Genomic DNA, 26,957 nt, shown 5'->3' with positions numbered 1-26,957 from the left:
TTTGTGTTGACAGTTATAACTTCTGTTGTTACTCTATGGGTATAAAAGGCAAAGGAGATTTTGATGATGCAAGTTGCTCTTGTAATGGGATCAATTTCCGATTGGCCACAAGTTAAGAATACGGCCGATCTGCTTAGTGAATTACACGTCAGTTACGACAGTCATGTGATATCCGCTCACCGGATGCCACAGACCTTACAACACTTTGGGGAAACCGCTAAAAGCGAACATTATCAGGTGATTATTGCTGCGGCGGGCGGAGCAGCTCATTTGCCCGGTATGCTTGCGGCTAATACCACGTTACCGGTGATTGGAATTCCAATCCAATCTAAAGCCTTGAATGGCATGGATTCGCTACTTTCAATCGTCCAAATGCCTGCCGGTGTACCAGTTGCAACCGTTGCAATTGGCAGTGCCGGTGCGAAGAATGCAGCCTTGCTAGCAGCTGAGATTATTGCGTTGCAGGACGCCGATGTGAATGAGCAACTGCAAGCGTTTCGAGCGCGTCAAACTAAGGAGGCTATGGCAAGTAATGAACAATTACAGTAGTCCCGTTTTACCGCCAGCCACAATTGGTATTATTGGCGGCGGTCAACTTGGTCAAATGATGGCGCTGTCTGCTAAAGCTATGGGGTATAAGGTTGGTGTGCTCGATCCAACTGATCAGGCGCCTGCCGGTCAAGTCGCCGATTTTCAAATCGTTGCTGCGTATGATGATTTAACGGCCTTGAAAAGGTTGGCAGAAAAAAGTGACGTCTTAACCTATGAATTTGAAAATGTCGATCAAAATGCATTGAAGCAAGTCGAAAATCTGACCAGCATTCCGCAGGGAATTGAGCTTCTAACAATTACCAGTCACCGTCTAAGAGAAAAAACGTTTTGCCGCCAACATGGTCTGCCAGTAACACCATTTGCGTCAGTTCAGTCCATGGCTGGCTTAGAAACGGCAATCCAAAAAATTGGGCAGCCTGGCTTACTAAAGACGGTTGAAGGTGGCTATGATGGTCACGGCCAATTTGATATTAACGATCAGACCGATTGGAACGTGATTGAAAGCGAAATTGATCAGACTGAGTGGATCTACGAATTAAAGCAAAACTTTGTCCGGGAACTATCGGTCATGGTTACCCGTGATGGTAAGGATCAGGTCATCACTTTTCCGGTTAGTGAGAATCGCCATCAGCACCACATCTTACACACCAGTATTATTCCTGCACAAACGACTGATGCGGTGAAACATAAAGCCCAGCAAATCGCGATTAATACCGCTGAGGCACTGCATTTGAGAGGGGTACTGGGAATTGAACTGTTTGAGCTGCCATCAGGGGAGTTGATGATCAACGAATTGGCGCCGCGGCCGCATAATTCCGGGCACTATTCCATTGAAGCCTGCAACATTTCTCAGTTTGACGCTCACATCCGCAGTATCTGTGGACTAGCAATTCCACCGATTCGACAGTTTGAACCTGCCGTGATGGTTAATTTGCTAGGTGATAATCTGTTAGCCGCGCGAGCAGATTGGCCAGCACATCCGGAATGGCATTTGCATGATTACGGCAAAGCTGAAGTTCGAGAGCGTCGTAAAATGGGCCATATCACCGTTACCGGCCCATCTATTGAAGCGTTGCTATTGTCTGTTAGTCAGTTTAGATAACCAGAAAGGACCTGAAAAGATTGGCAACATTAATTAATGAAGGTAAAGCAAAGCAGCTATTTACAACGGATGATCCTAATGTGATTAAAGTACACTATATGAATCAGGCAACAGCCTTAAATGGGAAACGCAAAGAGCATATCGACGATAAAGGCGAGGTAAATAACCAGATTGATAGCTTAATTTTTAGCTATTTAAATCAACTTGGCATTGCAACTCACTTTATCAAACAGCTGTCAGCCAGTGACCAACTGGTTAAAAAAATGAAGATGATCCCGTTGGAAGTGGTGGTTAGAAATTACGCGTCTGGTAGTTTCCAACGCAAGTTCGATACCGAATACCTTCTACCATTTGAACAGCCGGTGCAAGAGTTTTATTACAAGAGTGACCGGCTGGATGATCCTTTCATTAACGATTCACAGATTCATGCACTAAAAATTGCCACGCAAGAACAGCTAAGTACCATGCGTGATCAAGTCTTTAAGATCAACCAAGCCCTGATTAAATTATTTGCAGCTTCTGGCATTACCCTCGTTGATTTCAAAGTTGAATTTGGTTTTGACGCCGATGGCAACCTCATTTTGGGTGATGAGATTTCACCAGATTCCTGCCGGTTGGTCGATGCCAAAACACATGAATCGTTAGACAAGGACGTCTTTAGAAAACACAGTGGTAATGTTATGGATGGTTATCGAACCATTCTTTCCCGTCTCGAAACAACAGTCCAATAGGAGGTCAAACATGTTCTTAGCCCAAGTTCACGTCACCTACAAACCTTCAATTTTAGATCCCCAAGCAGTTGCTATCAAAAACGCCATGCACCGGCTGGCTTTTGATCAGGTGACAGCGGTTCGCCAGGGTAAATATTTTGAAATTACACTTGATGTTTCCACCGCTGAAGAAGCAGAAAGTCAGATTGAAGCCATTTGTGATCAACTACTAGCAAACCCTAATATGGAGACTTATCGATACGAAGTAAAGGAGCTGGCTAATCAATGATGAAGTTCGCAGTGGTGAGTTTTCCTGGTTCTAACTGTGATGAAGACCTTTATTACGCGATTAAAGATGATTTACATGAAGCTGCAACGATTGTGCCACATACCACGACTGATTTATCAGGCTTTGATGTTGTTTTGATTCCAGGTGGCTTTTCGTACGGCGACTATTTACGCAGTGGCGCAATTGCTAAATTTGCGCCGGTGATGCCTGCAGTTAAGACTTTTGCTCAGGCAGGAAGACCCGTTTTGGGCATCTGTAACGGATTCCAGATTTTAACGGAAGCCGGCCTCTTACCTGGTACCTTACAGCATAATCGACAAATGCAGTTTATCTGCGAACCAGAACCATTAAAAGTAGAAAACAATCAAACGATGTTTACTTCCGCCTTTCAAGACCAACAGCAAATCACCTTGCCAATTGCTCACGGAGAAGGTAACTATTATTGTGATGAAGCCACTTTAATGCGTCTTCGTGAAAACCATCAAATTGCGTTTACTTATCAGAATAATCCTAATGGCAGTGTGTCAGACATTGCTGGCATCACGAATGAAGCAGGCAACGTTTTAGGGATGATGCCTCATCCGGAACGGGCAGTTGAGACCATTCAAGGCGGCACGGACGGCTTATTAGTATTTAAATCACTGCTACAAGCTCACTTAAGGACGGTGTAAATGTCATGCAGGAATTAAAAACTGAACTCACACCAGCAGAAATTCGAGATCAAAAGCCGTATGAGGCCTGGGGATTATCGGAACGTGAATACGACTATATTTCGCAAAAATTGATCGGCCGTTTACCGAATTACACTGAAACCGGTTTGTTCGCCGTTATGTGGAGCGAGCATTGTTCGTATAAAGACTCCAAACCGATTTTACGCAAGTTTTGGAATGATGGTTCTCGCGTCATTCAAGGCCCCGGCGAAGGCGCGGGTGTTTTGGATATTGGTGATGGTCAAGCGGTCGTGTTCAAAGCTGAAAGTCATAACCATCCCAGTTTCGTTGAACCCTTTGAAGGCGCAGCAACCGGTGTTGGCGGCATTATTCGCGACATCTTTTCGATGGGTGCCAAACCAATTGCCTCACTGGATAGTCTGCGTTTTGGTGAACTTGATAATCCTAAAAACCGCTACTTATTGACAGAAATTGTCGCTGGGATTGCAGCCTATGGTAACTGTATTGGAATTCCAACCGTTGGCGGTGAAATTGGTTTTGATTCAGTTTACGATGGTAATCCACTGGTCAATGTCATGTGTGTGGGCTTAATGGATCAGGCTGACTTAAAGCGCGGCCGGGCAACGGGTACTGGTAACAGCATTATTTATGTCGGTGCTAAAACTGGCCGTGATGGTATTCACGGTGCCACCTTTGCTTCGAATGAATTTAGTGAAGACAAGGAAGCCGACCGATCGGCAGTGCAAGTTGGTGATCCGTTCATGGAAAAACTGCTGACGGATGCCTGCCTTGAAATTATTCATGATCATGCCGATATTCTAATGGGTATCCAAGACATGGGGGCTGCCGGATTAGTTTCGTCGTCAGCTGAAATGGCTTCTAAAGCCAAAAGCGGCGTCACCATGAACCTTGATTTGGTCCCCCAACGAGAACCGAATATGAGTGCATACGAAATTATGCTTTCAGAATCCCAGGAACGGATGCTGCTCTGTGTGAAGAAGGGTGAAGAGCAAACTGTTTTAGATATTTTTGCCCGCTATGACCTTGACGCGGTTGTGGTTGGCCATGTGACAGACGATCGGCAATATCGGCTTTACCAGCACGGAAAATGTGTAACGGATGTGCCGGTCACGAGTTTGGTAGATGACGTTGTGGAACGAGAACAGCCAAGTACTAAGCCAGCCAGATTAGAAAACGTTCAGCCCGCTGAAACGCCGGTTGTGATGAACCCAGCTGAGACGCTGAATAAGTTGCTTGCACAACCAACGATTGCGTCCAAGCAAGTCGTCTTCAAACAGTATGATTCACAGGTTCAAGCCAATACTGCTGTTACACCGGGGAGCGATGCTGCGGTCGTTCGCGTACGGCATACCAAGAAAGCACTGGCAATGACTACTGATTGCAATGCCCGTTTCATTTACCTTGATCCATACGCTGGCGGTCAAATTGCCGTTAGCGAAGCCGCTCGTAACATTGTTGCCAGCGGTGGTATTCCAATCGGCATTACCGACTGCTTGAACTTTGGCAGTCCTAACGATCCTGAAAGCTACTGGGAACTGGACCAATCTGTTCAAGGCATTGCATTGGCGTGTGAACAATTTGATACGCCAGTAATTTCGGGTAACGTGTCTATGTATAACGAAACGGACGGTCATTCGATTTATCCAACCCCAATGATTGGGATGGTTGGACTCATTGAAGATATCGCTTATTTAACGACCCAGTCCTTTAAAGCATCAGGAGATGCGGTCTATCTTATCGGTGAAACGGGTAATGATTTCGCGGGTTCGGAAATTCAGAAATTACAGGGGCAGTTGACGCCGACTGGTCAAATCAACTTTGATTTAGCAGCTGAAACAGCTAATCAACAGCTGGTCCAGCAAGCAATCCGGCAGGGCCTGCTTCAAAATGCTCATGATTTGAGTGAAGGCGGTGTAGGTGTTGCAATTGCCGAGGCATTATTTGAACATGATTTAGGTTTTGAAGGCCAAACGCGTTTAACCAACAGTCAGTTATTTAGTGAAACACAGTCACGGTTTATTGTGAGCGTTAGTCCAGATAAACAAGCTGAATTTGAAGCGCTTGCCGGTGATAAGGCAGTTTTAATTGGGCAAACCACCCATCAGGATCAGTTGCTCATTAAGACTGCTGATGGTGAATTAAAAGCAACTCGGTCTAAACTTAAAGCCACTTTCGGAGGTGCACTTGGATGCCTAATGAAATAAAGGGACTTAATGAGGAATGCGGTCTGTTTGGAGTCTGGGGGATCGATGGTGCTGCTCAATTAACTTATGATGGGTTGCACAGCCTCCAGCACCGTGGCCAGGAAGGCGCCGGAATCGTGAGTAACGAAGGTGCGCAATTTCATCGGCAGCGCGGTTTAGGTCTGCTGGCAGAAGTCTTTGCCGATCCTCAAAAAATGCTTTCATTACCTGGCAATGCAGCTATCGGTCACGTTCGCTATGCAACGGCAGGTAATCATGGTATTGAAAACATTCAACCCATGTATTTTGATCATCAAAGCGAGAATCAGTTTGCACTAGCGCATAATGGGAATCTAACTAATGCCACTCGGCTACGTCATGATTTAAAGCAAAAAGGCGTGCACTTCCAAGCGACTTCTGACAGCGAATTGTTAGGTGAGCTGATTCAAACGAGTGCTAAAGCAAGCTTTATTGATCAATTAAAGGCCTCCTTAAATCAGCTTCGTGGTGGTTTCGCCTACTTATTAATGACCAGCAAAATGATGGTAGCAGCGTTAGATCCTAACGGTTTTCGGCCCTTAGTGGTCGGTAAAATGGCTAATGGCGCTATCGTCATTTGCAGTGAGACGTGTGCGTTGAATCAAGTTGGTGCGACCTTTGTTCGAGACGTTGAACCTGGCGAAGTAATCATTGTGACGGATGAAGGGATGACGATTGATCACTTTACAACTGATACCCATTTGGCAATTTGTTCAATGGAATATATTTATTTTGCTCGTCCGGATTCCGTGATTCGTGGTGTGAGCGTTCATGAAGCTCGTAAACGGATGGGGGCGGCAATTGCCAAGGAAGCACCAGTTAAGGCGGACGTTGTCATAGGCGTACCCAATTCATCTCTATCGGCCGCAATTGGTTATGCACAAGCAAGTGGGATTCACTACGATATAGGCATGATTAAAAACCAGTACGTTGCGCGAACATTTATTGAGCCGACTCAGGCGAAACGTGTGCGCGGCGTCAGTCTTAAATTATCAGTCGTTAAGTCCGTGGTGGCTGGTAAAGATATCGTGTTAGTGGATGATTCAATTGTCCGTGGGACCACTAGCGGTTATATCGTTGGCCTGCTGAAACGGGCCGGTGCTAAATCAGTCCATGTCCGAATTGCATCACCAGTTCTCAAATTTCCTTGTTACTACGGGATTGACATTCAAACTACTAAAGAATTAATTGGTGCCAATCATTCGGTACCTGAAATTTGCTCTATGATTGGTGCGGACTCTCTGTCCTATCTGAGTGTTAATGGCTTAGTTGATGCTATTGGGCCCTTAAATCAAGCAGCTAATCACGGCTTATGTACAGCTTATTTTGATGGTAAATACCCAACCCCGCTTTATGATTATCAGGCTGGGTTCGATACTGAAGTTGCCCGTTTAGGTTTATATGAAGGAGCGAATTAAGTTGACCAGTCAGTACGAACAAGCAGGAGTGAATATTCACGCTGGCGAAGAGGCCGTTCGCGATATTAAGGCGATCGTTAGTCAGACACATGACGGCAATGTTTTGGGTGGTTTAGGCGGCTTTGGTGCTGAGTATGAATTGACCTCAGAGCTGGTAAATCTTGAGCAACCCGTTTTGATCTCAGGGACAGATGGCGTTGGCACCAAGTTGCTTTTAGCGATTGAAGCTGAAAAGCACGACACGATTGGGATTGATTTGGTTGCAATGTGTGCTAATGACGTCTTAGCGCAAGGTGCTAAGCCCCTGTTCTTCCTCGATTATCTTGGATTAGGCGAATTAGAGCCTGATAAAGTGATGACCATCGTGAAAGGTATCGCAACGGGCTGCCGCCAAGCAGGATTATCATTGATTGGCGGTGAAATGGCTGAAATGCCGGGTATTTACCGCTCTAAAGATTATGATTTAAGTGGTTTTGCTGTCGGTATTGCGGACAATTCCCGGTTATTGGGCGCTATGAAAGTTCAAGAAGGTGATTTACTTCTTGGGTTAGCATCAAGTGGCGTTCATTCCAATGGTTATTCGCTGGTTCGAAAAATCATTCAAGACGCTGATTTGGATTTAAACAAGGTTTATCCCGGTCTAAAACAACCGCTGATTGATGAGTTACTGACACCGACAACACTGTATTACCACCAAGTTTATCCGCTGATTCAAGCCGGAAATCTCCATGCACTTGCGCATATTACCGGTGGTGGTCTTGCAGATAATCTGGGCCGAATGATTCCGTCAGAGCTAACAGCGGTTATCGACCCAACCAGCTGGCAGGTGCCGACCATCTTTAATTTGTTGCAGGACGCTGGTCAAATTTCAACGGCTGAAATGCGGCAGGTTTTTAATTTGGGAATCGGAATGGTTTTAGTGGTTTCTCCAGGTCAAATAAATGAAGTAAGGGCGACTCTTGAGCAACAACAAACAGCATACCAAATGATTGGTAAGGTGGTGAAACGACGTGAACAGCCAGTCCAATATCAAGAATGATGCTCGGCTCGCCATTTTTGCTTCTGGAAATGGCACAAATTTCGAAGCGTTGATGGCTGCTGATTTGCCGGCCCAGATTTGCGTTTTAGTTTGTGACCAGGAAGATGTCCCCGTTATTCAGCGGGCAAAACGGCATCAAATTCCGGTGATTTTATCTCTACCTCAGAAGGGGATCACTAAGGCTGAACGTGAACAAAAACTACTTCAAAATTTAGCACCATACCACGTTACCGGCTTAGTGCTGGCCGGCTATATGAGAATCGTGGGGCCAACGCTACTCAATGCGTTTCCGCGACACATTATTAACATTCATCCAGCTTTGCTACCATCCTTTCCAGGGCGTCACGGGATTAAGGATGCTTATAAAGCTGGTGTTAAAGTTACTGGTGTCACGATTCATTACGTTGACAATGGTGTCGATACGGGTGAAATCATTGCTCAAGAGGCGGTTTATCGCAGCGACAAAGATACCTTAGATAGTTTAGAATCCAAGATTCACCAAGTTGAACATCAGTTATACCCTAAAACAGTGCGTCAATTAATTGAAAAAGGAGTGCTTTAATTTGGCTAAGTTAGCATTATTGAGTGTGTCTGATAAATCCGGTATTGTAGCATTTGGGTTGGAACTTACTAAACGAGGCTATGAGATTATTTCCACAGGCGGGACCTTAAAAACGTTGGTTGATGGGGGCGTTAAAGCAACCCCCGTTGAGGACGTGACGGGCTTTCCCGAAATGTTGGATGGTCGAGTTAAAACGCTTCATCCTAGAATTCATGCCGGTATCTTAGCCAAGCGGGATAATCCTCAGCATATGGCTAAATTAAAAGAGAATGGGATTGAACCCATTGACCTCATTTGTGTTAATTTATATCCCTTTAAAGAAACGATTCAAAAAGAAGGCGTCACGGATCCTGAAGCAATTGAACAAATTGATATTGGCGGTCCTTCGATGCTGCGAGCCGCAGCTAAGAACTTTCAAGATGTTGTCGTTATCACTGACGAAGCTGATTATTCAGAATTCTTAAAACGATACGATTATGATCAAGTGGATCAGGCTTATCGGCGTCATTTAGCTGCTAAAGTCTTTCGGCAAACTGCTGCTTACGATGCTTTAATTGCTCAGTATATGACCGAAGAAGCTTTCCCTGAAAAATTAACCTTAACGTATGAAAAGGTTGAAGATATGCGTTACGGTGAAAACAGTCATCAGGCTGCTGCTTACTATAAAGATCCGATTCCAGATGCCTATTCTTTGGCTAATGCCACCCAGCTTCACGGCAAGGCGTTATCGTATAATAACCTGCGTGATGCGGATGCCGCATTACGGATCATTGCCGACTTTGACAAGCCAGCGGTAGTTGCCCTTAAACACATGAATCCCTGTGGCATTGGGGTAAGTGAAAGTCTATTAGCTGCTTGGGACTTGGCTTATGAATCAGATCCCATTTCAATTTTTGGTGGCATTATTGCCTTAAATCGTAAAGTTGATTTAGCTACCGCGGAAAAGATGCACGCCTTATTCTTGGAAATTATTATTGCACCGGCCTTTGACGAAGATGCTTATGCAGTCCTAGCCAAGAAGAAGAATTTACGGCTCATGACACTTGATTTCAGTAAAATGAATCCAAAGCACAAGGACATGGTAACGGTTCTTGGAGGCGCTTTGTATCAAGATGCAGATGCCGTGCACGAAACGGTTAACGATTTTAAGGTGGTTTCAAAGGCGCAACCAACAGAAGCTCAGCTCAAGGCACTCGAATTTGGGCAAACCGTCGTGAAACACGTGAAGAGTAACGCCATTGTGGTCACAACGGCCAATCAAACCCTGGGTGTTGGTGCGGGTCAAATGAACCGGATCGATTCCCTGAAGATTGCGGTTGATAAAGCTGAAACTAAGTCGAACTATGATGAAGCAATCGTGGCTTCAGACGCTTTCTTCCCAATGGATGATTGTGTGGAATATGCCGCTAAACATGGTATCAAGGCGATTGTTGAACCAGGTGGCAGCATCAAGGATCAGGCTTCCATTGATAAGGCTGACGAGTATGGTATTGCATTGGTCTTTACCGGCGTACGCCACTTCAAGCATTAATTCAGATGGGAGGACAGTACCATGAAAAACTGGTTAGTGGTAGGCGGTGGCGGTCGTGAATATGTTCTGGCGCAGACACTTGCTAAGGCGCCTGACCGGCGGGTTTATGTCGCGCCAGGTAACGTCATGATGAACAATTTGCAGAACGTGGAAACTGTCGATATTGATGAAATGGCCTTTTCTGATTTGGCCGATTTTGCCCGTCAACACGATGTCCAGTGCACTGTGGTTGGCCCTGAGCAGCCGTTATCAGCAGGGATAGTCGATTATTTTGACGCAAAAGATCTACCCATCTTTGGTCCTAATAAACTGGCGGCTCAGTTGGAATCATCTAAAACGTTTGCTAAGCAGATGATGGCAAAAAGCGGTGTGCCAACGGCTCAGTACCGTGAATTCACAGATATGACCGTGGCGCTCTCATATGTTCATTGTCAGGAACCGCCATTGGTAATCAAAGCTGATGGTTTAGCTGCGGGTAAGGGTGTCATCATTGCTAATTCTTCCCAGGAAGCGATTGAGGCTGTTGAAACACTTATTGCAAACGGATCAAAAAAACTACTGGTCGAAGACTATTTGCAAGGAGAGGAATTTTCACTGTTTGCAATGGTCAATGGCACAACTTTTATAACCATGCCAATCGCTCAAGATCACAAACGGTTAGGGGATGGTGACAAGGGCCCTAACACCGGTGGTATGGGGGCTTATAGTCCCGTTCCGCATATTACCGATGAGTTGAAGCAGACGGCCGTGGACCAAATTATTAGGCCCATCCTTGAAAACATGACCGATGCTGGCATGCCGTTTAGTGGTTTTTTGTATGCCGGCCTTATCAAGACTGATTCAGGCATTAAGGTGATTGAATTCAATGTCAGGATGGGTGATCCTGAAACGCAGGTCGTTTTGCCGCAATTGCAAAGTGATTTAGGTGACTTGATTTTGCAGTTAAAACAGGGTCATCAGCCGACAGCTCAATGGCAAAAGGGTCAGTTCTATCTTGGAACGGTCGTTGCATCACGCGACTACCCTCGATCCGTGGTCAATGGCCAGCCACTACCAGAGATTAATGATCCTCAAGTGAGTGTCAGTTATGCCGGTGTTGGCCAAACAGCTGAGGGAATCGTCAGTCATGGTGGTCGAGTCCTGATGGTCACTGCTAGTGCTGAAACCCTGAAAACGGCAAGGGCAAAGGTGAATGCCGTTTTGGATGCGCAAGTTGATCAGGAATCGTATACGTTTCGTCACGATATCGGGTTTCACGCCATTAATGATTGAATTTAGCGTCAAGCACCTAAGAGCGGTATGAAGACAGAAATTGAAGAGAAGCATACTTTAAAAACACTATGATTTTTGTGCCTTGATGGGCTGAAAATGCATAGTGTTTTTAGTTGGATTAAACTTTTAAAATGATTTAAATCACATAAAAAAGGCTTTCAAATGCCAACAAAACTGTTATCATTAAAGCTTATGGTAAGAGTTTGGATGAGTTGTACATAAAGCATTGCTCAATTTGCTAAAAAATATTAAAATAATATGTAATTTGCAAAAATGGACGAACGAAAGCAGGTTTTTAAATGACTGAGATGTCAAATCACAATGAAGGCGGCAACACAGTGCCTGATTCAAAGGACCAAATGGTGAAAGGGTCTGCTTGGATGACTGCCGGCAGTATTTTTTCACGGATACTGGGTGCCATCTACATTATTCCTTGGGGTATTTGGTTTGGCAGTTACTTTTTCCAAGGTAACGCACTTTATGGAAAGGGCTATAACATTTATAGCTTTTTCTTGATTGCTGCAATTGCTGGGATTCCTTCCGCAATTGCCAAGCAAGTTGCCCACTATAACGCCATGAACGAATATGGTGTTGGTTTCCGACTGTATAAACACGGCTTTGTTTTAGCGGCGATTACCGGTCTCATTTGTGCCGGCCTGCTATTTTTTGGTGCACCCTTATTTGATGGCGGTGATCCGCGGGTCGTTCCCGTGTTACACTCGTTAGCTTGGGCGGTTTTGATTATTCCTGTCATGAGTCTGTCTCGAGGCTTTTTCCAAGGTTATCAACAAATGGCCCCGTCAGCAATTTCACAGTTTGTTGAGCAACTAGCGCGGGTCGCTTATATGCTGGGTTCGGCATTTATCATTATGCGGGTCCTTCACGGTAACTGGATTACAGCCGTTTCACAATCGACCTTTGCTGCGGCTGTCGGCGCAATTGCCGGTACCTTAACGCTAGCTTGGTATTATTTGAAGAATCGGTCGACGTTTAATCAGTTAGTGCTTAATAGTAATAACGAAATCGTGGTGCCCGCCAAGCAGCTCTACCAGGAAATTTTGCAGCAAGCTTTACCGTTTATTGTGCTTGGTGCTGGGATTACCATTTTCCAATTGATCGATCAGTATACTTTCTTTAATTTCATGCGAAGTACCGGTATCACATCAATGGTGATGTTAAACAACCTGTTCGCAATGTTTAGCGTTAATGCGAATAAGTTGATCATGATTATTGTGTCACTGTCTTCAGCACTGGCGATTACAGTGGTACCCTTGCTGTCGGAAGCTTATACGCGTAACGATCGGGTGGATATCAGCCACCAGCTGACCAATGCAGTTCTACTGTTCGAGTTTGTGATGATTCCGAGTGCTTTAGGAATGGCAGCTGTTGCCCACCCATTGAACATCCTCTTTTACGGGACGTCACATAAGGAATTAGCCACTGCAGTATTAGCTTTTTCAGCTTTTGTTGCCATTATGCTGGGCTTGTTCAGTGTGACTTCCGCCATTATGCAGGGGGTTTCTCAGAACAAACGTGCTGTTCGTTATTTTGCAGTAGGGACGATCGTCAAATTAGTGTTGCAGTGGCCCTGCATTCATTACTTGGGTGTTTTCGGCCCGCTGGTGGCAACGACGTTTGGTTTCTTAGTTGCCAACTACTTGATTATCCGTTGGCTCAATCAGTCCTTTAGCATTGATTTCCCAAGCATCGCCAAGAAAACGAATGGTATTTTAGCGTTTTCACTGCTGATGTGTGTGGTCGCCAACTTGCTTGTTAACCTTATGAGCCGGATCTTTGGCATGTTTATGGTCGTTGATTCACACTGGGGCAGTCTGTTCGTACTGATTTTTGCGGTGGGAATTGCTGGCTATTTGTACGTTTACCTCGTGTTGCGTACGCGATTAGCTGATACGGTTATCGGTGATCGGACTAACCGTTTAAGAACCATGTTGCATATTAAATAAAGACCAGACTGATACCACACGGCTGATTTAGAAGATAACACTTAAAAACGCCATTCCAAAAGTGGAATGGCGTTTTAAGCTGTATTTTATTAAGGCATTATCAATGCAGCGTTATGTCACGAATGCTTTTAGTGCTGGTGTTCGTGCATATACCGTGGTAGTTCATGAATGATTTGGGTCGGCAAAACCACGTACTGGTGCCGTGCTAATTCATCAGCAATAGCGCTGTGTGCGTAAACCGCTGCCAGAACAGCGTTGGTCTGATTGGCAAATTGGGCCGTAAACCCACCAATCATACCAGCCAGTGTATCACCCATGCCACCAGTTGCCTGAGCAGGGGTACCAGCAGTATTCAAGAAGCTGCCAGTGGGGGTATAGATCCTAGTTTGATGCGATTTTACAACAACGATACCGCCTAATTGTTTTCGCACGGTTTCGTTAGCTTCATCAGTTTGATCCGCAATTTGGATGCCGGACAACCGCTGCCACTCCATTTGATGCGGGGTGAATACCAGTTTTGCTTGGGGCAGCTTCAACTCATGTTTTGAAATCAGCGTAATGGCTGAACCGTCAACGATAAGTGTTTGTCCTGGTGCAATGGTATTAAAGACGGCTTGCAAAACCTTTAAACTGGTCTCGTCAGTTCCCAGCCCGGGACCCACGACCACTGTATTGGCAGCTGAAACCAAATCAGTCAGTTCATCTCGGTTAGTAAAATCAGCCACCATTGCTTCAGGTAGCCGCGAGTGCAGGCTGACGAAGTTGCTGGGGTCGGTGAGCGTGGTATTTAGGCCGGCACCGCTATAAACACTAGCTTCCGTTGCCATTAAAATGGCACCCCCAAAATGATCATTGCCGCCAACTAGGCAGACTCGGCCATAAGTGCCCTTGTGACTTTCCTTGGGCCGAATCCGAATGGTTTTAGCTAGAATATTGTCGGTTAACGTTTCCACAATTATCGCCTTCCTATAATTAAATACTTACTTTGAGTATAGCATGATGGTCTAACGCTGCGACTTATTTTAGAAACCAATTTCAGTCTTAACTGTGTGTCACAGCCCCGTTAATTTTGCCTGATAGAGCAGCAGTCTGCTCCCCACCAGGGCCTGTTGTATGCTAGAATAGTACTTGAGAAACCACTATTGGGAGGAACTTAAATGTCAATTGATTGGAAAGCAGCTGCTCAGAAACACCAAGCAGCTTATGTAGATGACTTAACTAAACTGATCGCCATTGAAAGTGTGCGTGACGACTCAAAGAAAACTGAAGATGCACCACTTGGACCAGGCCCAGCAGAAGCGTTACAGGCGTTTTTGAAGATGGCTGAACGAGATGGCTTTAAGACCACCAATTTAGATAATTTAGCCGGTTTCATAGAATATGGTGAAGGTGACGAGACCATTGCCATTCTGGCTCACGTTGATGTCATGCCAGCTGGTGAAGGTTGGTCAACAGAACCCTTTACGCTGACTGAAAAAGACGGTAATTTGTACGGTCGTGGGACTTCTGATGATAAGGGCCCCGCATTGGCATGTTACTATGGTTTGAAGATTTTGAAGGAACAAGGGATTAAGCTTCACAAAAAAGTGCGCTTTATTCTGGGTACCGATGAAGAAAGTGGCTGGACCGGTATGACCCACTACTTTAAGACGCAGCCAGAACCAACCATGGGCTTTTCACCAGACGCTGAATTTCCATTGATCAACGGTGAAAAAGGCAATGCCACTTTCACTTTAACGACTCAGGGTTCTAACGGTGGTCAATATAAGTTGAATCACTTTAGTGCTGGGTTACGTGAAAACATGGTGCCACGGGATGCTGAAGCGGTTGTTGAAACCGACAATAATGAAGCCTTAGTCAGTGATTTTACCGCTTTTTTGGATGTGGCACCGGTAACTGGTGATGTTCATATTGACACGGATGGTGTTCACTTCCACGTGATTGGTAAAGCAGCCCACGGGATGGAACCAAAGAACGGGATCAACGCCGGGACATATCTCGCTTCATTTCTGAAAACTTTAGATTTCGGTGGTGACGCCCGGGCGTTTGTTGAACTTGTCGGTGGTGATCTGCATGATGATTCGCGGGTTCATAAGTTAGGCTTGGCCTTCACGGATAAAATTATGGGTGATTTAACCATGAACATTGGTGTGATGGACTTTGATGCTGGTAAGCCAGGAAAGATTGTCCTTAACTTCCGTTACCCCAAGGGTATGACTGCTGATGATCTGCAAGCAAAGCTGACTGAAGTGGCTAATCAAAATCATTTCGACTTGAGTAAGGGCCGTGAAATGGTACCGCACTACGTTGATCCTAAAGACCCAATCGTCACGACTTTGATGGGTGCTTACCGTGAAATGACGGGCAACGAAGCAGCTAAACCTGAAGTCGTCGGCGGTGGCACATATGGTCGCCTAATGAAGCGTGGCGTGGCGTTTGGCGCCTTATTCATGGACCACACACCGGACACGATGCACCAAGTTGACGAATTTCAACCAGTTTCAGATTTAATGATGGCAATGGCGATTTACGGCCGTTCAATTGAAGCGCTGGCAAACGAATTACCAGACTAGGGAGTGATGGCATTGGCACAGCTCAGTAATTATCAAAACGTGATGGTTGGTGTAGATGGTTCCAAGCAGGCAAAACGGGCGGTTCAAAAAGCGACCGCAATCGCTAAACGTAATCAAGCGACCCTCTATATTGTCAGTGTCCTCAACGTCAATAAACTGACCAATATCGGAAAGTCACAGTTTGGCTTTGGTGCTGTTGACCCAGACATACTAGATGAGTTTAAACTGAAAATGGATCAGCTGGCAGCAGGGTATCGTGACCAAGCCCTTCAAGCTGGTGTCAAACAAGTGGCGGTCAATGTGACGTTTGGCAATCCTAAGTTGGAACTTGCTAAAAATTTACCGAAGGAATTAGGAATTGACCTAATTGTGATTGGTGCTACTGGTGCCAACGTTGTTGAGCGGATGATGATGGGCTCAAATGCGAGCTACGTTGTGGCCAATGCCGAAGCTGATGTCTTAATTGTCCGAACCAATTTAGACAATCAGCAGCTTAAGGTTTTATAGAATTAAAAAAACTTCTGTGCATCATTAGCACAGAAGTTTTTTGTTTGTTGAAAATAAAATTACATGGCACTAGAAATTGAGTCCGTATTTCTGATTTCACGAAGGGCATCATCAACTTGACCCAACACGATTTCTACGTTCTTAGGATCTTCAAGGTTATAACGTTGAAGATCAACCTTGATCTTAGGACTAACGTCAAAATCTTCGAACCATTTTTGGTAAGCTGACCACATCTTGTAGTAGTAAGATTCCAATTCAGGATGGCTATCAATTTGTTCATAATCACGACCGCGTTTTTTAATCCGATGGAGAATGGTTTCAAAATCGCTATTCGCATACACCAGCAAATCTGGCGCTTTCTTTGGTAACGTGTTCAGTTCATTCATCATGTTGTCCAATAACTTGAGATAAACTGATAATTCAGTATCACTAATGTTACCTTCTGCATTGTTTTCCTTAGTGAACAGGGCATCTTCATAGATTGAACGGTCCAAGATGTTGTTGTCATCTGCTAAGGCCTGCTTAATCATCGAAAAGCGTTTGTTCAAGAAGTAAATCTGCAGTAAAAAGCCATACTGTTTAGGATTTGAGTAATACAAAGGAAGCACTGGGTTTTCGCCCACTGGTTCGAAGAATGCCTTGGTTCCTAAGTGTTCCGCAAGCATTCCAGTTAAAGTTGTTTTTCCAACACCAATCATTCCGGCTGTAATAATCACCATAATAGCCCCTCTTTAAATAAAATATGCAACATATAGTGTACCATAGTTTTAACGGATACTACATGTTCTTTTCAACTTTTTTAGGATTCGGTGTTCTAACCGCGCTATGTTGCAGTTTTCAAACACAACAGTTAGTAAGACGTCAAAAGCCGGTTATAAAATATCTAGTAGTATAATCAAGTTAAAGGGATAAAGGAGCGTGGATTGAGAATGTATGATGCAATCGTCTTTTTTGATTTAGATGGAACGCTGTTTGATGACCAAAAAAACGTTCTGCCAAGTAGCATTGAAGCTATTAAACAAATGTCAAAGAATAATATTCTTTCGGTCATTTCAACCGGCCGTAACATTTTTGAAGTCCAGTACGTGTTGGATGAAACGGGCCTAGATACCATTGTCAGTGCAAACGGGAGTTACGTTCAATATCAAGGTAAGAAACTTCACCAAGAGGTCATTCCAGAAAAGGTACTCGATGAATTTACTGAATATGCCAATCAGCAGGGAGATCCAGTAGGCTACTTTAATAATCGCGGTTTTTGGTTAAACCGGGAAAATGATGCCACAAAGGAAAACTTCAAATTGCTGCGATTAGATGCCAAAGTTGACCCTGACTTTTACCATCACGAAGACATTAATTTTATGAACGTTTTTAATGAAGACAAGGAAGAACAATATCAGGAACGCTTTAAAGGGGTGCTATCGTTAGTGCGTAACAACCCACGGGCGCTAGATACCATGAATGCGGGTGTCTCGAAGAGAACTGGGATTCAAATCTTGCTTGAAGCGGCTCATTTGGAGAATGTGCCAACGTATGCTTTTGGTGACCAGCTCAACGATCTACAGATGTTCGATATGGTTGATACCCCGATTGCGATGGCTAATGGCCATAAATTAGCGAAGGAAAAAGCAGCCTATGTCACCACGTCCAATATGGATGATGGGATTGTGAATGGTTTGCGGCACTATCATTTAATCAAATAACAGGTTCTTAGCTTGAAAACATCCTAAAGTGATGTTTTCAAGCTTTTTAGTTGGAATAATATTCCAGTCATATGAGACATAAAATTCCTGATGGTTGATGTATAAAGTTAATAATCATTTATGCTATTGAAACCGTTACCATTCCGGATGTATTCTGAGTGAGTAGTCACTTTACTTTTTAGATGTACAGTATGGTAAATAGATGTTTAATAAGCGAACGGCATGGCCTTCGCGAAGTCTGAGCAAGTCATACAGAGGTGAGAGAAATGACAAAGACAACTTATTTCGGCGGTATCGACGTTGGCTCAACAACGGTCAAGCTGGTGGTCATGGATCAAAACAGTCACACCATCTTTGCACGTTATGAGCGACACTATTCAGATGTAAAGGCAGCCAGTGAAAAAATATTGCGAGAAGCAATCAATGAACTGGGGGCCGACGTTCAAATTGCCTGCACCATTACGGGTTCTGGTGGGATTGGGCTGGCCAACTTGTTGCAGCTAAAATTCATTCAAGAAGTCATTGCCTGCACCAAAACCGTTGAAACGCTGATTCCACAAACGGACGTGGCGATTGAACTGGGTGGTGAAGACGCTAAGATCACCTTCTTTGGTGATTCACTGGAGCAACGGATGAACGGTAGCTGTGCCGGTGGGACCGGCGCCTTTATCGACCAAATGGCAACCTTACTTAAAACGGATGCTAACGGGTTAAACGTGATGGCTAAGGATGCCGAAACGATTTATCCTATCGCTAGTCGCTGCGGAGTGTTCGCCAAGACCGACGTTCAGCCGCTGATCAACGATGGTGCCAAAAAGGCGGATATCGCGGCTTCCATTTTCCAAGCCGTGGTCAACCAGACGATTTCCGGCTTGGCAGCTGGCCACAAGATTCGAGGTAACGTAGCTTTCTTGGGCGGTCCGCTATACTTCATGGATCAATTACGTTATCGATTTATTGAAACATTAAAATTGACCCCAGAACAAGTTGTCTTTCCAGAAGACCCGCAGCTGTTCGTGGCTAAGGGGGCGGCGCTGTACGCTGATGATCAGCCGGCTACCACTTTAGAGAAACTATTGGATCAGCTTCTGAACGGTGACGATTCGGGGATGCACCCAAGTCATTCTCTGGAACCGCTATTCAAAGATGATAATGAGCTGCAGGAATTCCGTAAACGTCACGCGATGGCGAAAGTGGAAACTCGCGATCTTACCAGTTATCAGGGTGTTGCCTACCTTGGTATCGACGCCGGTTCGACCACCACAAAAGTGGCCTTAATGAGCGATGATAATAAGATTCTCTACACTTACTACGACAATAATGACGGTGATCCGTTGGAGAAAACGAAGACCATTTTACGGGACATGTACGGTAAGATGCCAACTGGTGTCACCATTGGGAAAGCTGCCGTTACCGGTTACGGTGAACATTTGATCAAAAACGCGCTGATGGTCGACATTGGCGAAGTGGAAACCGTTGCCCACTATAAAGCGGCGCACTACTTCGACCCAGAAGTTGATTTTATTTTGGATATCGGTGGTCAGGATATGAAAGCCATGACCATTAAAAATGACGCGCTGTCCACAATCAGATTAAACGAAGCCTGTTCGTCTGGTTGCGGATCGTTCCTAGAAACTTTCGCGACGTCATTAAACTATCAAATTGAGGACTTTGCACAAGCAGCACTGCTGGCAAAGCATCCTTCCGATTTAGGGTCGCGTTGCACCGTCTTCATGAACTCGAAAGTTAAACAAGTTCAAAAAGAGGGCGCCACGATTGGTGACATCGCAGCCGGCCTATCGGTTTCAATTATCAAAAACGCACTGTTTAAAGTGATTAAGATGCGTCGCGTAGAAGATATGGGCCACCACATTGTCTGCCAAGGCGGGACCTTTTACAATGAAGCCGTTCTGCGGGCGTTTGAAAAGATTGCCGGTACTCAGGTTGTTCGACCAAATATTGCTGGACTGATGGGCGCTTATGGTGCGGCACTAATTGCCAAAGAAGGCTATCAGGCTGGTGACGAAACTACCTTGCTGTCACTTGATCAGATGGACAATCTGAGCTTCAATAAAGAATATATGCATTGCGGCGCCTGCGAAAATAACTGTGCGTTGACCATCACCGTCTTCAACGACGGTCGCCGGTTCGTGACTGGTAATCGTTGTGAACGTGGGGAAGCCCGTGGAATGAAGCAGCGGGTGCCAAAGGATAACGGTAAGATCAATTTAGTTGCCGAAAAGTACAAGTTGCTTTTCAGCTACCGGCCACTGCGCAAAAAGTTGGCCTATCGCGGCACTATTGGGATCCCGCGGGTACTGAATATGTACGAAAACTATCCGTTGTGGCAGACGTTCTTCCATCATCTGGGTATTCGGGCGCAGTTATCCCCAAAGGGAAATTCTGAACAATACGAAAAGGGTATGGAGACCATTCCGTCAGATACGGTGTGCTACCCAGCTAAACAAGTTCACGGTCACATTCAGGCGCTCATCGACCGCGGTTATAAGACGATCTTCTACCCAGCAGTAGTTTATGAAGTGGCTGAAAATAAGCAGGCCGATAATCATTTTAACTGCCCAATCGTACAGTCCTACCCTAACGTGATCCGCAATAACGTAGATGAAATCACTTCAGGCAAGGTGGATTTGATTTCGCCCTACCTGAATTTAGCCGATAAAAAGGGCACCGCTGATAATCTGTACGATGCCTTAAGCGAATTTCAAATTAGCCGTTCAGAAATTAAAACTGCTTTGGAAGCCGGCTATCAAGCACTGGCGGACTTCAAGCAGCAAATTCGTAATCGTGGTGAAGATACCATGCGGATGCTCATGACCACCGGTGAACACGGTATTGTGCTTGCCGGCCGGCCGTATCACTTGGATCCACAGGTCAACCACGGTATTTCACAAATTATGACGGCTGAGGGATTCCACGTGCTGACTGAGGATTCAATCGCTCACTTGGGCGATGTCAAAGGCCTGCGGGTCGTCAACCAATGGGTCTACCACTCACGACTGTACGCTGCCGCTAGAGTAGCTGCCAAGACGCCGCAACTGGAATTTGTGCAGTTAAACTCTTTTGGCTGCGGGATCGACGCAATTGATACCGACCAAGTTGAGGAAATTATGAGTCAGTATAATCGGCTTTATACCTCATTGAAGATTGACGAAGGCACTAACATGGGTGCCGTTCGAATTCGGTTACGGTCACTGAAAGCGGCCGTGAAAGAACGTCAAAACCGCAAGATCATGCCAATGAAACTACATGATGATCCAGTTCCGGTTGATTTTACCCCAGAGATGCATCAAAAGGGTTATACGTTATTGCTGCCAATGATGTCACCAATCCACCAACACGGCCTAGTTGACGTAGCCTTACGCGCTTCTGGCTACAACGTGGTCAATTTACCCATGAATGACCGCAAGTCAGTGGACGTGGGGCAGAAGTTCGTGAACAACGATGCCTGCTACCCAGCCATTATTTCCATCGGTCAAATGGTGGAAGCGTTCCAGAGCGGCAAGTATGATGTGAACCACACCGCCGTGATGATGACGCAAACTGGCGGTGGCTGCCGGGCGACTAACTATATCCCGCTGATTCGTAAAGCTTTGAAGGATGCCGGCTTTGGTCAAGTACCAGTGGTTTCCTTATCACTGGGTAATCAGGGCGTGGAGGAAACTCCCGGCTTCAAAATGAGCTTACCGTTGTTGCGGCGGGTTGCCATTGCCTTTCTATATGGTGACCTGTTCGAAACGGTGGTTTACCGAACCCGGCCGTACGAAATAACCCCTGGCCAAATTGATCGGATGCACGAGGATTGGCTGAAACTGGTTCAGCCTTCCATTGAGAAGGGTAGCTTCAAAGAATTCAAGCGTAACGTTAGCGAAATCGTCCGCGATTTTGATACCGTTAAACTAAATGAGGTTCGCAAACCCAAAGTCGGCTTAGTGGGTGAAATTCTGGTGAAGTACTCGCCAATCGCCAACAACGACATCGTGCGCCTGCTAGAAAAAGAGGGTGCAGAAGCCGTTGTGCCAGACATCGTTGGTTTCATGAACTACTCCCTCTACAATCAAATTTACAAGTACAACCATTTGGGCGCTTCTGCGAAAGCTAAGTGGTTTGCTGAATTTGCCATGCAAGTCATCAAATGGTGTGAACAGCCAATGCAAAAGGCGCTGAGTGCGTCGAAACGGTTTGAACCAAGCGAAGCCATCAAAGAAGTGGCTGACGATGCTAGCAAAATCCTGTCACTGGGCAATCAAACTGGTGAGGGCTGGTTCTTAACCGGTGAAATGATTGAACTGCTGAAGAGCGGTGTACCGAACATCATCTGTATGCAACCATTCGGCTGCCTGCCAAACCACATTGTCGGTAAGGGTATGATCAAGGAACTGCGACGTCAATTTAAGGGTGCCAACATTGCACCAATTGACTATGACCCGGGAACTTCTGTCGTTAATCAATTGAATCGAATTCGGCTAATGCTAGCAACTGCCAATAAGAATTTAACGGCTCAAACTTCTCAGTTAGCTGAAAGCCAGCATCTCACTCAAACTCGAGCCGTTAAAATGGGCAATCCGGTTAATGGTCGCTAAAACGAGGACAGCTTAAAATTGGAGAGAATGTTATGAAACATACTGATGTTGAAACGCTGTTTGCCAATAATATTGAGACAGCCAACTTATCGAAGAAGCAGCGGAGTGTTTTGAAAGCGAGTTTAACGTTGTTTGCCAAGCAGGGATATGAAAATACGAGTACGTTGGATATTGCGCGTTTAGCTGGCGTTTCTGAAGGCACGGTTTTTAAGCATTTCAAGACTAAAGAAGGCTTGCTCCAAGCCGTTTTAAACCCGTTTATTCACGATATTTTTCCCCGAGTAGCCGATGAATTTTTAACGGCGTTACACCAAAATCCGTTCGATGACTTCGACTCGTTTCTCAAATATGCGGTTCGTGATCGGATGGCCTACGCCATGGACAACCGTCAAGAGATGAAAATCTTTATTCAGCAAATGGTGAAGGACCCTTCCATCATGACTAAATTAACGGATCGATTAGCTCATTTACTGCAAGGGGGCGTGGATAGTCTGTTTCACGACTACAAGCAAAAGGGTCAGTTGGTTGACTGGGATTCCATGCGGATCGTTCGAATGGTCAGCGGCGTGATAGTGGGGTACTTGATCCCCAATATTATTATGAGTGATCAACCTTTAGATGTGGATAAAACAACGGACGAGGTTTGCGAGTTTCTACTGGATGGTTTACGACCAAGAAATTAACAAGTTGATAATAAAACAGCTCCGAGTAATCTTACAATTACTCGGAGCTGTTTTATTATAAAATCGGCTAATTAAGCCATTGCTTTTTCAATATTAGCCAGCGTCATCTGGGTTGTATCGTCAAACCGAACGTCTGCTGCTGAAAGGGTTTTGGCATCACCGACACCAACGGAAGTTTCACCAGCGGCATTAATCGCCTGGATGCCAGAAGCCGCATCTTCAACACCGATGCAGGCTTCTGGGGCTAAGCCCAGTAGTTCAGCACCCTTAAGATAGATTTCAGGATCTGGCTTACCCTTTGACAGAGTAGCGGGATCAACAACTTTAGGGAAGTAATCAACCAGCTCCAGCTGCTTCAAAACGGTTGGCCCATTTTTTGAAGCGGAAGCTAATGAAATTAAGTAGCCCTTGTTACGCAAATCGTCCAAGAAGTCTTTGATACCTGGCAAAATGTTGTCAGGCGTCATCTTTTTGATTTCGTTGACGTAGTTGGTGTTCTTTTCAGTGGCTAGGGCAACTTTTTCATCATGTGAATAGTCGTTTTCCTTGCCGCCAGTCTTTAAAATCAATTCTAGAGAGTCCATCCGGGAAATGCCCTTAAGTCCCTCTTCCAAATCTTTTGACCATGCGACGCCTAATTTATCGGCTAATTGGCGCCATGCCTTGGTATGATACAGCGAGGTATCAGTAATCACACCGTCTAAATCGAATACGAAACCCTTAATTTGTTTAAAACTTGCCACAGAAACCACTCCTTCAGTTAATTAATAATCAATGACTTGTTCTTGGTTTGCCTTGAGTGCCACTGGTTTGCCTTTAAATTGAACGGTAGAATCTGCATCTGCAGTCACGTGAATTTGAGATTGAGTAATCAAGAAATCATACCAGTGACCACGGATGAACTGTTTAAATGAAATTGAGTGCCATTCGGCTGGTAAGTTAGGGTGTAAATTAATCTCTCTGCCCAAACTATCCACACCGCCATAGTTACGGGTTTCAATCATCAGTGTGGCACCCATGACACCAAGGTGAATGCCTTCAGCAGTTGTCCCACCTTGAATATCGTAGTAATCAGAGAATAATGCCTGACTAAACAGCGACCACGATTGATCCATGTTGTCGTCCATCTCGGTTAAAACGGAGTAAACGATACGTGAAAGCGTTGATCCATGAGTCGTCCGGTTTAAATAGTACTGAATGTTTTTGGTGAGATATTCCTTTGGCATATGATAACCCAGCTGATTTAAAATATGGTCGACTTCCTTGATATTCAAAACGTAGTAAGCCATCAACGTATCAGCCTGTTTTGCGACTTGGTAAGCATCAGGCGTTTTATCTTCGGCCTTTAAAATACGGTCCATTCGTGAAATATCACCGTACTTGCGACGATAAGCATCGAAATCAAGGGTTGGCAGATCGAAGTAGCCTTCGAATTGTGCCATAATGCCGTTCTTATTAATATCAAGCTTGAGTTTATGAGAAATATCCGTCATCTTCTCAAAGAGGGAGTCGTCAAACTCACTCTTCTCTTGAACACTCTTGAACGTCTTCTTCGGGACTTGCGGCTGTAGTTCTACCAGATAATTAAACAGCCATGCTACCATAATATTCGTGTAGGTATTGTTCGTCAACCCTGGCTCGTCAGCGTTTGGATAGTTCTCATGGAATTCATCTGGTCCCATTACGTGGGCAATACTGTAACGCTGTTCTTTGGCGTCATAAGTAGTGGCACTGATCCAGAACTTGGCGATGGAGAGCAGCATTTCAAGACCGTATTTGTCCATGAACTCGTGATCGCCAGAAACTTGTGTGTAGTTGATCACATTATAAGCAATCGCTAGTGAAACGTGACGTTGCAATCGGCTGTTATCAGGATCCCATTGATGGGTAATGGGGTTTAAGTGTAAGAATTGCGACTGTTCATCACCAGTTTGGCCGGATTGCCATGGATACATCGCACCGTCATAATTTTCTTGCTTAGCGTAAGCACGCGCGGCGTCCAACCGCCGGTAACGATACATTAATAATTGCTTGGTTAATTCTGGATAATGCAACGTGTAAAACGGCAGGATAAACATCTCGTCCCAGAAAACGTGACCACGGTAAGCCTCACCGTGCAGGCCACGGGCGCCAACTGAAGCGTCTAATTTACCTGAACCCACGGCAGCAGCGGCAACCATACTGTGGAAAAGGTTGACCCGGGTTAATTTTTGACTGGTAATATCCGTGTCAATTTTAATGTCAAAATTATGCCAAGCCTGCTTCCAGTAGTCTTCACTTTGCTTAGCAGTTTGATCATAGGAAGCTTTGGCAATATCTTGATTAGCTGCTGTCATCAGGGAATCGACAGGGGTTTCTAACCCTGTGTAAATCGTCACGTTTTTCTCGAAGTCGTACGTGTTGCCGACACTGACGTCCGTTGAAAGAATCTGTTGCAGACGGTTCTCCTGGTTGTTGGCTTCAATCGGTGGCTGCTTCTTTTGGTTGCGGACACGCAAATTACTCCCAACAACGAATTGAATGTGGGAGTTTTTGGTTTCACCCGTCATGTAGATCTCATTTTCACGAGAACTCATGCCAGTGATCTGTAAATGGTGCTGATCGAAATCTTGGTAACGGTCAACATTACCGTTAATAACGGTTCCGTCGATTTCAGAATAAATCTGCAACGTACCGCTGAAATTAAGGGGTGTAATTGAATATTGAATGGCATAGTCGTGCCAATTCTTCATGTTAGCCACTTTAGTGGTGACGATCGATAAGTCATGCCCCGTTGATAGCTGGACGTGCATCGCAGTCCGCAAAACACCGTGTTTAAGATCTAGACTACGGTAAATATCTTGAATGTCTTTGGGGTTGATCTTGAAAGGCGGCTGGCCATCGACCCCAAAAGTCATGAACTGTGCGTTAGGGAGGTTGACTAAGTCTTCGTTAGTGACGTCGTGATCGTTGATTTTAGTTGTCAGTTGATTATAAACGCCAGCAACGTAAGTGCCGGGATAATTATCTTCATCGGCGTGCGCTTCTACGTAGGCGCCACGCAGGCCAAAGTAACCGTTGCCAATTGTCAGCATGGCTTCTTGACCATAGTTCCGTTTCTTCTCGTATTCACCAAAGTAGTCAAGGTGCCATTCGTTATAGTGCTCTTTGTGCCTAATCGCCTTAGCCAGGCCATTCTTTTCCACGTCGCTTTGTGAAACAACGGGGATATTTAACATGTTAGTAATGGCTAAGCCAATATCAATTCGATTATGATTGATGCCGATGATCGTATCGGAAAACTCATACTCTAAAGAGTTTAAAAGAATCGCGGCATCAATTTTTAGACCAGCAAGCGCGACCTTGATCTTTTCCAGGTTATCGCCAATTGTCTGTCTCGAATCATAAGTGATAATGAACTTTCTGAAAGGTTCTTGATTATCATTTTCAGAATACAGCAGCTCCATTGAGTCCTGTCTGACTCGTAGTGCAATTGTTCTCATAATCAGTCCTCTTTTCCATGAGTAATTCTTAAATGCCTCATAAGTTAATGATAAAGTT

Annotated in this window: 21 protein-coding genes; 17 read left to right on the top strand and 4 right to left on the bottom strand. The window is 45.1% G+C overall.

What is annotated here, in order from left to right; all coding sequences use genetic code 11:
• Nucleotides 1-63 precede the first annotated feature (63 nt).
• The 12 genes from purE (at nt 64) to IWT5_RS02615 (ending at nt 13,353) form a co-directional block, all read left to right on the top strand.
• On the top strand, nt 64-549 hold the full coding sequence (gene purE / locus IWT5_RS02670) for a 5-(carboxyamino)imidazole ribonucleotide mutase (protein WP_089108405.1): 486 nt from the start codon (nt 64-66) through the stop codon (nt 547-549).
• Nucleotides 533-1,654 (top strand): 5-(carboxyamino)imidazole ribonucleotide synthase, encoded by a 1,122-nt coding sequence (gene purK / locus IWT5_RS02665; RefSeq protein ID WP_089108404.1) that lies wholly within the window; start codon nt 533-535, stop codon nt 1,652-1,654. Before purE ends, purK begins: the two co-directional genes overlap by 17 nt.
• Nucleotides 1,655-1,674: 20 nt before the next feature.
• Nucleotides 1,675-2,385: a phosphoribosylaminoimidazolesuccinocarboxamide synthase gene (purC, locus tag IWT5_RS02660; protein WP_225360191.1), complete on the top strand. Its 711-nt coding sequence runs from the start codon at nt 1,675-1,677 to the stop codon at nt 2,383-2,385.
• A 10-nt stretch (nt 2,386-2,395) separates the two neighbouring features.
• Nucleotides 2,396-2,653, top strand: coding sequence for a phosphoribosylformylglycinamidine synthase subunit PurS (gene purS / locus IWT5_RS02655; protein WP_089108403.1), 258 nt, complete (start codon nt 2,396-2,398; stop codon nt 2,651-2,653).
• A complete protein-coding gene (gene purQ, locus IWT5_RS02650) occupies nt 2,650-3,324 on the top strand; it encodes a phosphoribosylformylglycinamidine synthase subunit PurQ (RefSeq protein WP_305792640.1) in 675 nt (224 codons plus the stop codon). The genes purS and purQ overlap by 4 nt, the downstream gene beginning before the upstream one ends.
• A gap of 5 nt (nt 3,325-3,329) precedes the next feature.
• The gene (gene purL, locus IWT5_RS02645) at nt 3,330-5,549 is read left to right on the top strand and encodes a phosphoribosylformylglycinamidine synthase subunit PurL (RefSeq protein ID WP_089108402.1); all 2,220 of its coding nucleotides are present in this window, start codon (nt 3,330-3,332) and stop codon (nt 5,547-5,549) included.
• Complete coding sequence (gene purF, locus IWT5_RS02640; RefSeq protein ID WP_089108401.1) at nt 5,534-6,985, top strand: amidophosphoribosyltransferase; 1,452 nt, start codon at nt 5,534-5,536, stop codon at nt 6,983-6,985. Before purL ends, purF begins: the two co-directional genes overlap by 16 nt.
• Nucleotides 6,969-8,024 carry a phosphoribosylformylglycinamidine cyclo-ligase gene (gene purM / locus IWT5_RS02635; RefSeq protein WP_305792639.1) on the top strand — a complete coding sequence of 352 codons (1,056 nt, stop codon included), beginning with the start codon at nt 6,969-6,971 and terminating at the stop codon, nt 8,022-8,024. Before purF ends, purM begins: the two co-directional genes overlap by 17 nt.
• On the top strand, nt 7,996-8,586 hold the full coding sequence (purN, locus tag IWT5_RS02630) for a phosphoribosylglycinamide formyltransferase (protein WP_225360190.1): 591 nt from the start codon (nt 7,996-7,998) through the stop codon (nt 8,584-8,586). The genes purM and purN overlap by 29 nt, the downstream gene beginning before the upstream one ends.
• Before the next feature lies 1 nt (nt 8,587).
• The gene (gene purH, locus IWT5_RS02625; protein WP_089108399.1) at nt 8,588-10,117 is read left to right on the top strand and encodes a bifunctional phosphoribosylaminoimidazolecarboxamide formyltransferase/IMP cyclohydrolase; all 1,530 of its coding nucleotides are present in this window, start codon (nt 8,588-8,590) and stop codon (nt 10,115-10,117) included.
• Between the two features lie 21 nt (nt 10,118-10,138).
• Nucleotides 10,139-11,389 carry a phosphoribosylamine--glycine ligase gene (gene purD, locus IWT5_RS02620; RefSeq protein ID WP_089108398.1) on the top strand — a complete coding sequence of 417 codons (1,251 nt, stop codon included), beginning with the start codon at nt 10,139-10,141 and terminating at the stop codon, nt 11,387-11,389.
• A 299-nt stretch (nt 11,390-11,688) separates the two neighbouring features.
• Entirely contained in the window at nt 11,689-13,353 is a 1,665-nt protein-coding gene (locus IWT5_RS02615; RefSeq protein ID WP_439959073.1) for a putative polysaccharide biosynthesis protein, read from the top strand.
• Between the two features lie 128 nt (nt 13,354-13,481).
• Here the strand turns inward: IWT5_RS02615 and IWT5_RS02610 are convergent, their stop codons facing one another.
• Nucleotides 13,482-14,306, bottom strand: coding sequence for an NAD(P)H-hydrate dehydratase (locus tag IWT5_RS02610; RefSeq protein ID WP_089108397.1), 825 nt, complete (start codon nt 14,304-14,306; stop codon nt 13,482-13,484).
• Nucleotides 14,307-14,510: 204 nt separating this feature from the next.
• Between IWT5_RS02610 and pepV the strand changes: the two genes are divergently transcribed.
• The gene (pepV, locus tag IWT5_RS02605; RefSeq protein WP_089108396.1) at nt 14,511-15,926 is read left to right on the top strand and encodes a dipeptidase PepV; all 1,416 of its coding nucleotides are present in this window, start codon (nt 14,511-14,513) and stop codon (nt 15,924-15,926) included.
• A 6-nt stretch (nt 15,927-15,932) separates the two neighbouring features.
• The gene (locus IWT5_RS02600) at nt 15,933-16,433 is read left to right on the top strand and encodes a universal stress protein (protein ID WP_089108395.1); all 501 of its coding nucleotides are present in this window, start codon (nt 15,933-15,935) and stop codon (nt 16,431-16,433) included.
• Between the two features lie 59 nt (nt 16,434-16,492).
• Here IWT5_RS02600 and IWT5_RS02595 read toward each other — a convergent pair whose 3' ends face one another.
• Entirely contained in the window at nt 16,493-17,152 is a 660-nt protein-coding gene (locus tag IWT5_RS02595) for a deoxynucleoside kinase (protein ID WP_089108394.1), read from the bottom strand.
• A gap of 210 nt (nt 17,153-17,362) precedes the next feature.
• Here IWT5_RS02595 and IWT5_RS02590 point away from each other — a divergent pair, with 210 nt between their 5' ends.
• The 3 genes from IWT5_RS02590 (at nt 17,363) to IWT5_RS02580 (ending at nt 23,417) form a co-directional block, all read left to right on the top strand.
• Nucleotides 17,363-18,133 (top strand): Cof-type HAD-IIB family hydrolase, encoded by a 771-nt coding sequence (locus IWT5_RS02590; RefSeq protein WP_089108393.1) that lies wholly within the window; start codon nt 17,363-17,365, stop codon nt 18,131-18,133.
• A gap of 266 nt (nt 18,134-18,399) precedes the next feature.
• Nucleotides 18,400-22,734, top strand: a complete 4,335-nt coding sequence (locus IWT5_RS02585) for a 2-hydroxyacyl-CoA dehydratase (protein WP_089108392.1) — start codon at nt 18,400-18,402, stop codon at nt 22,732-22,734.
• A gap of 32 nt (nt 22,735-22,766) precedes the next feature.
• Nucleotides 22,767-23,417: a TetR/AcrR family transcriptional regulator gene (locus IWT5_RS02580; protein WP_089108391.1), complete on the top strand. Its 651-nt coding sequence runs from the start codon at nt 22,767-22,769 to the stop codon at nt 23,415-23,417.
• 71 nt (nt 23,418-23,488) lie between these two features.
• Here the strand turns inward: IWT5_RS02580 and pgmB are convergent, their stop codons facing one another.
• Nucleotides 23,489-24,160, bottom strand: a complete 672-nt coding sequence (gene pgmB, locus IWT5_RS02575; protein ID WP_089108390.1) for a beta-phosphoglucomutase — start codon at nt 24,158-24,160, stop codon at nt 23,489-23,491.
• 21 nt (nt 24,161-24,181) lie between these two features.
• Nucleotides 24,182-26,899: a glycoside hydrolase family 65 protein gene (locus IWT5_RS02570; protein ID WP_089108389.1), complete on the bottom strand. Its 2,718-nt coding sequence runs from the start codon at nt 26,897-26,899 to the stop codon at nt 24,182-24,184.
• Nucleotides 26,900-26,957 lie beyond the last annotated feature (58 nt).

This window comes from Secundilactobacillus mixtipabuli, assembly GCF_002217925.1.
Taxonomy (GTDB): Bacteria; Bacillota; Bacilli; order Lactobacillales; family Lactobacillaceae; genus Secundilactobacillus; species Secundilactobacillus mixtipabuli.
The sequence above is the reverse complement of the archived record's forward strand: the minus strand, read 5'-3'. Positions and strand labels throughout refer to the sequence as shown.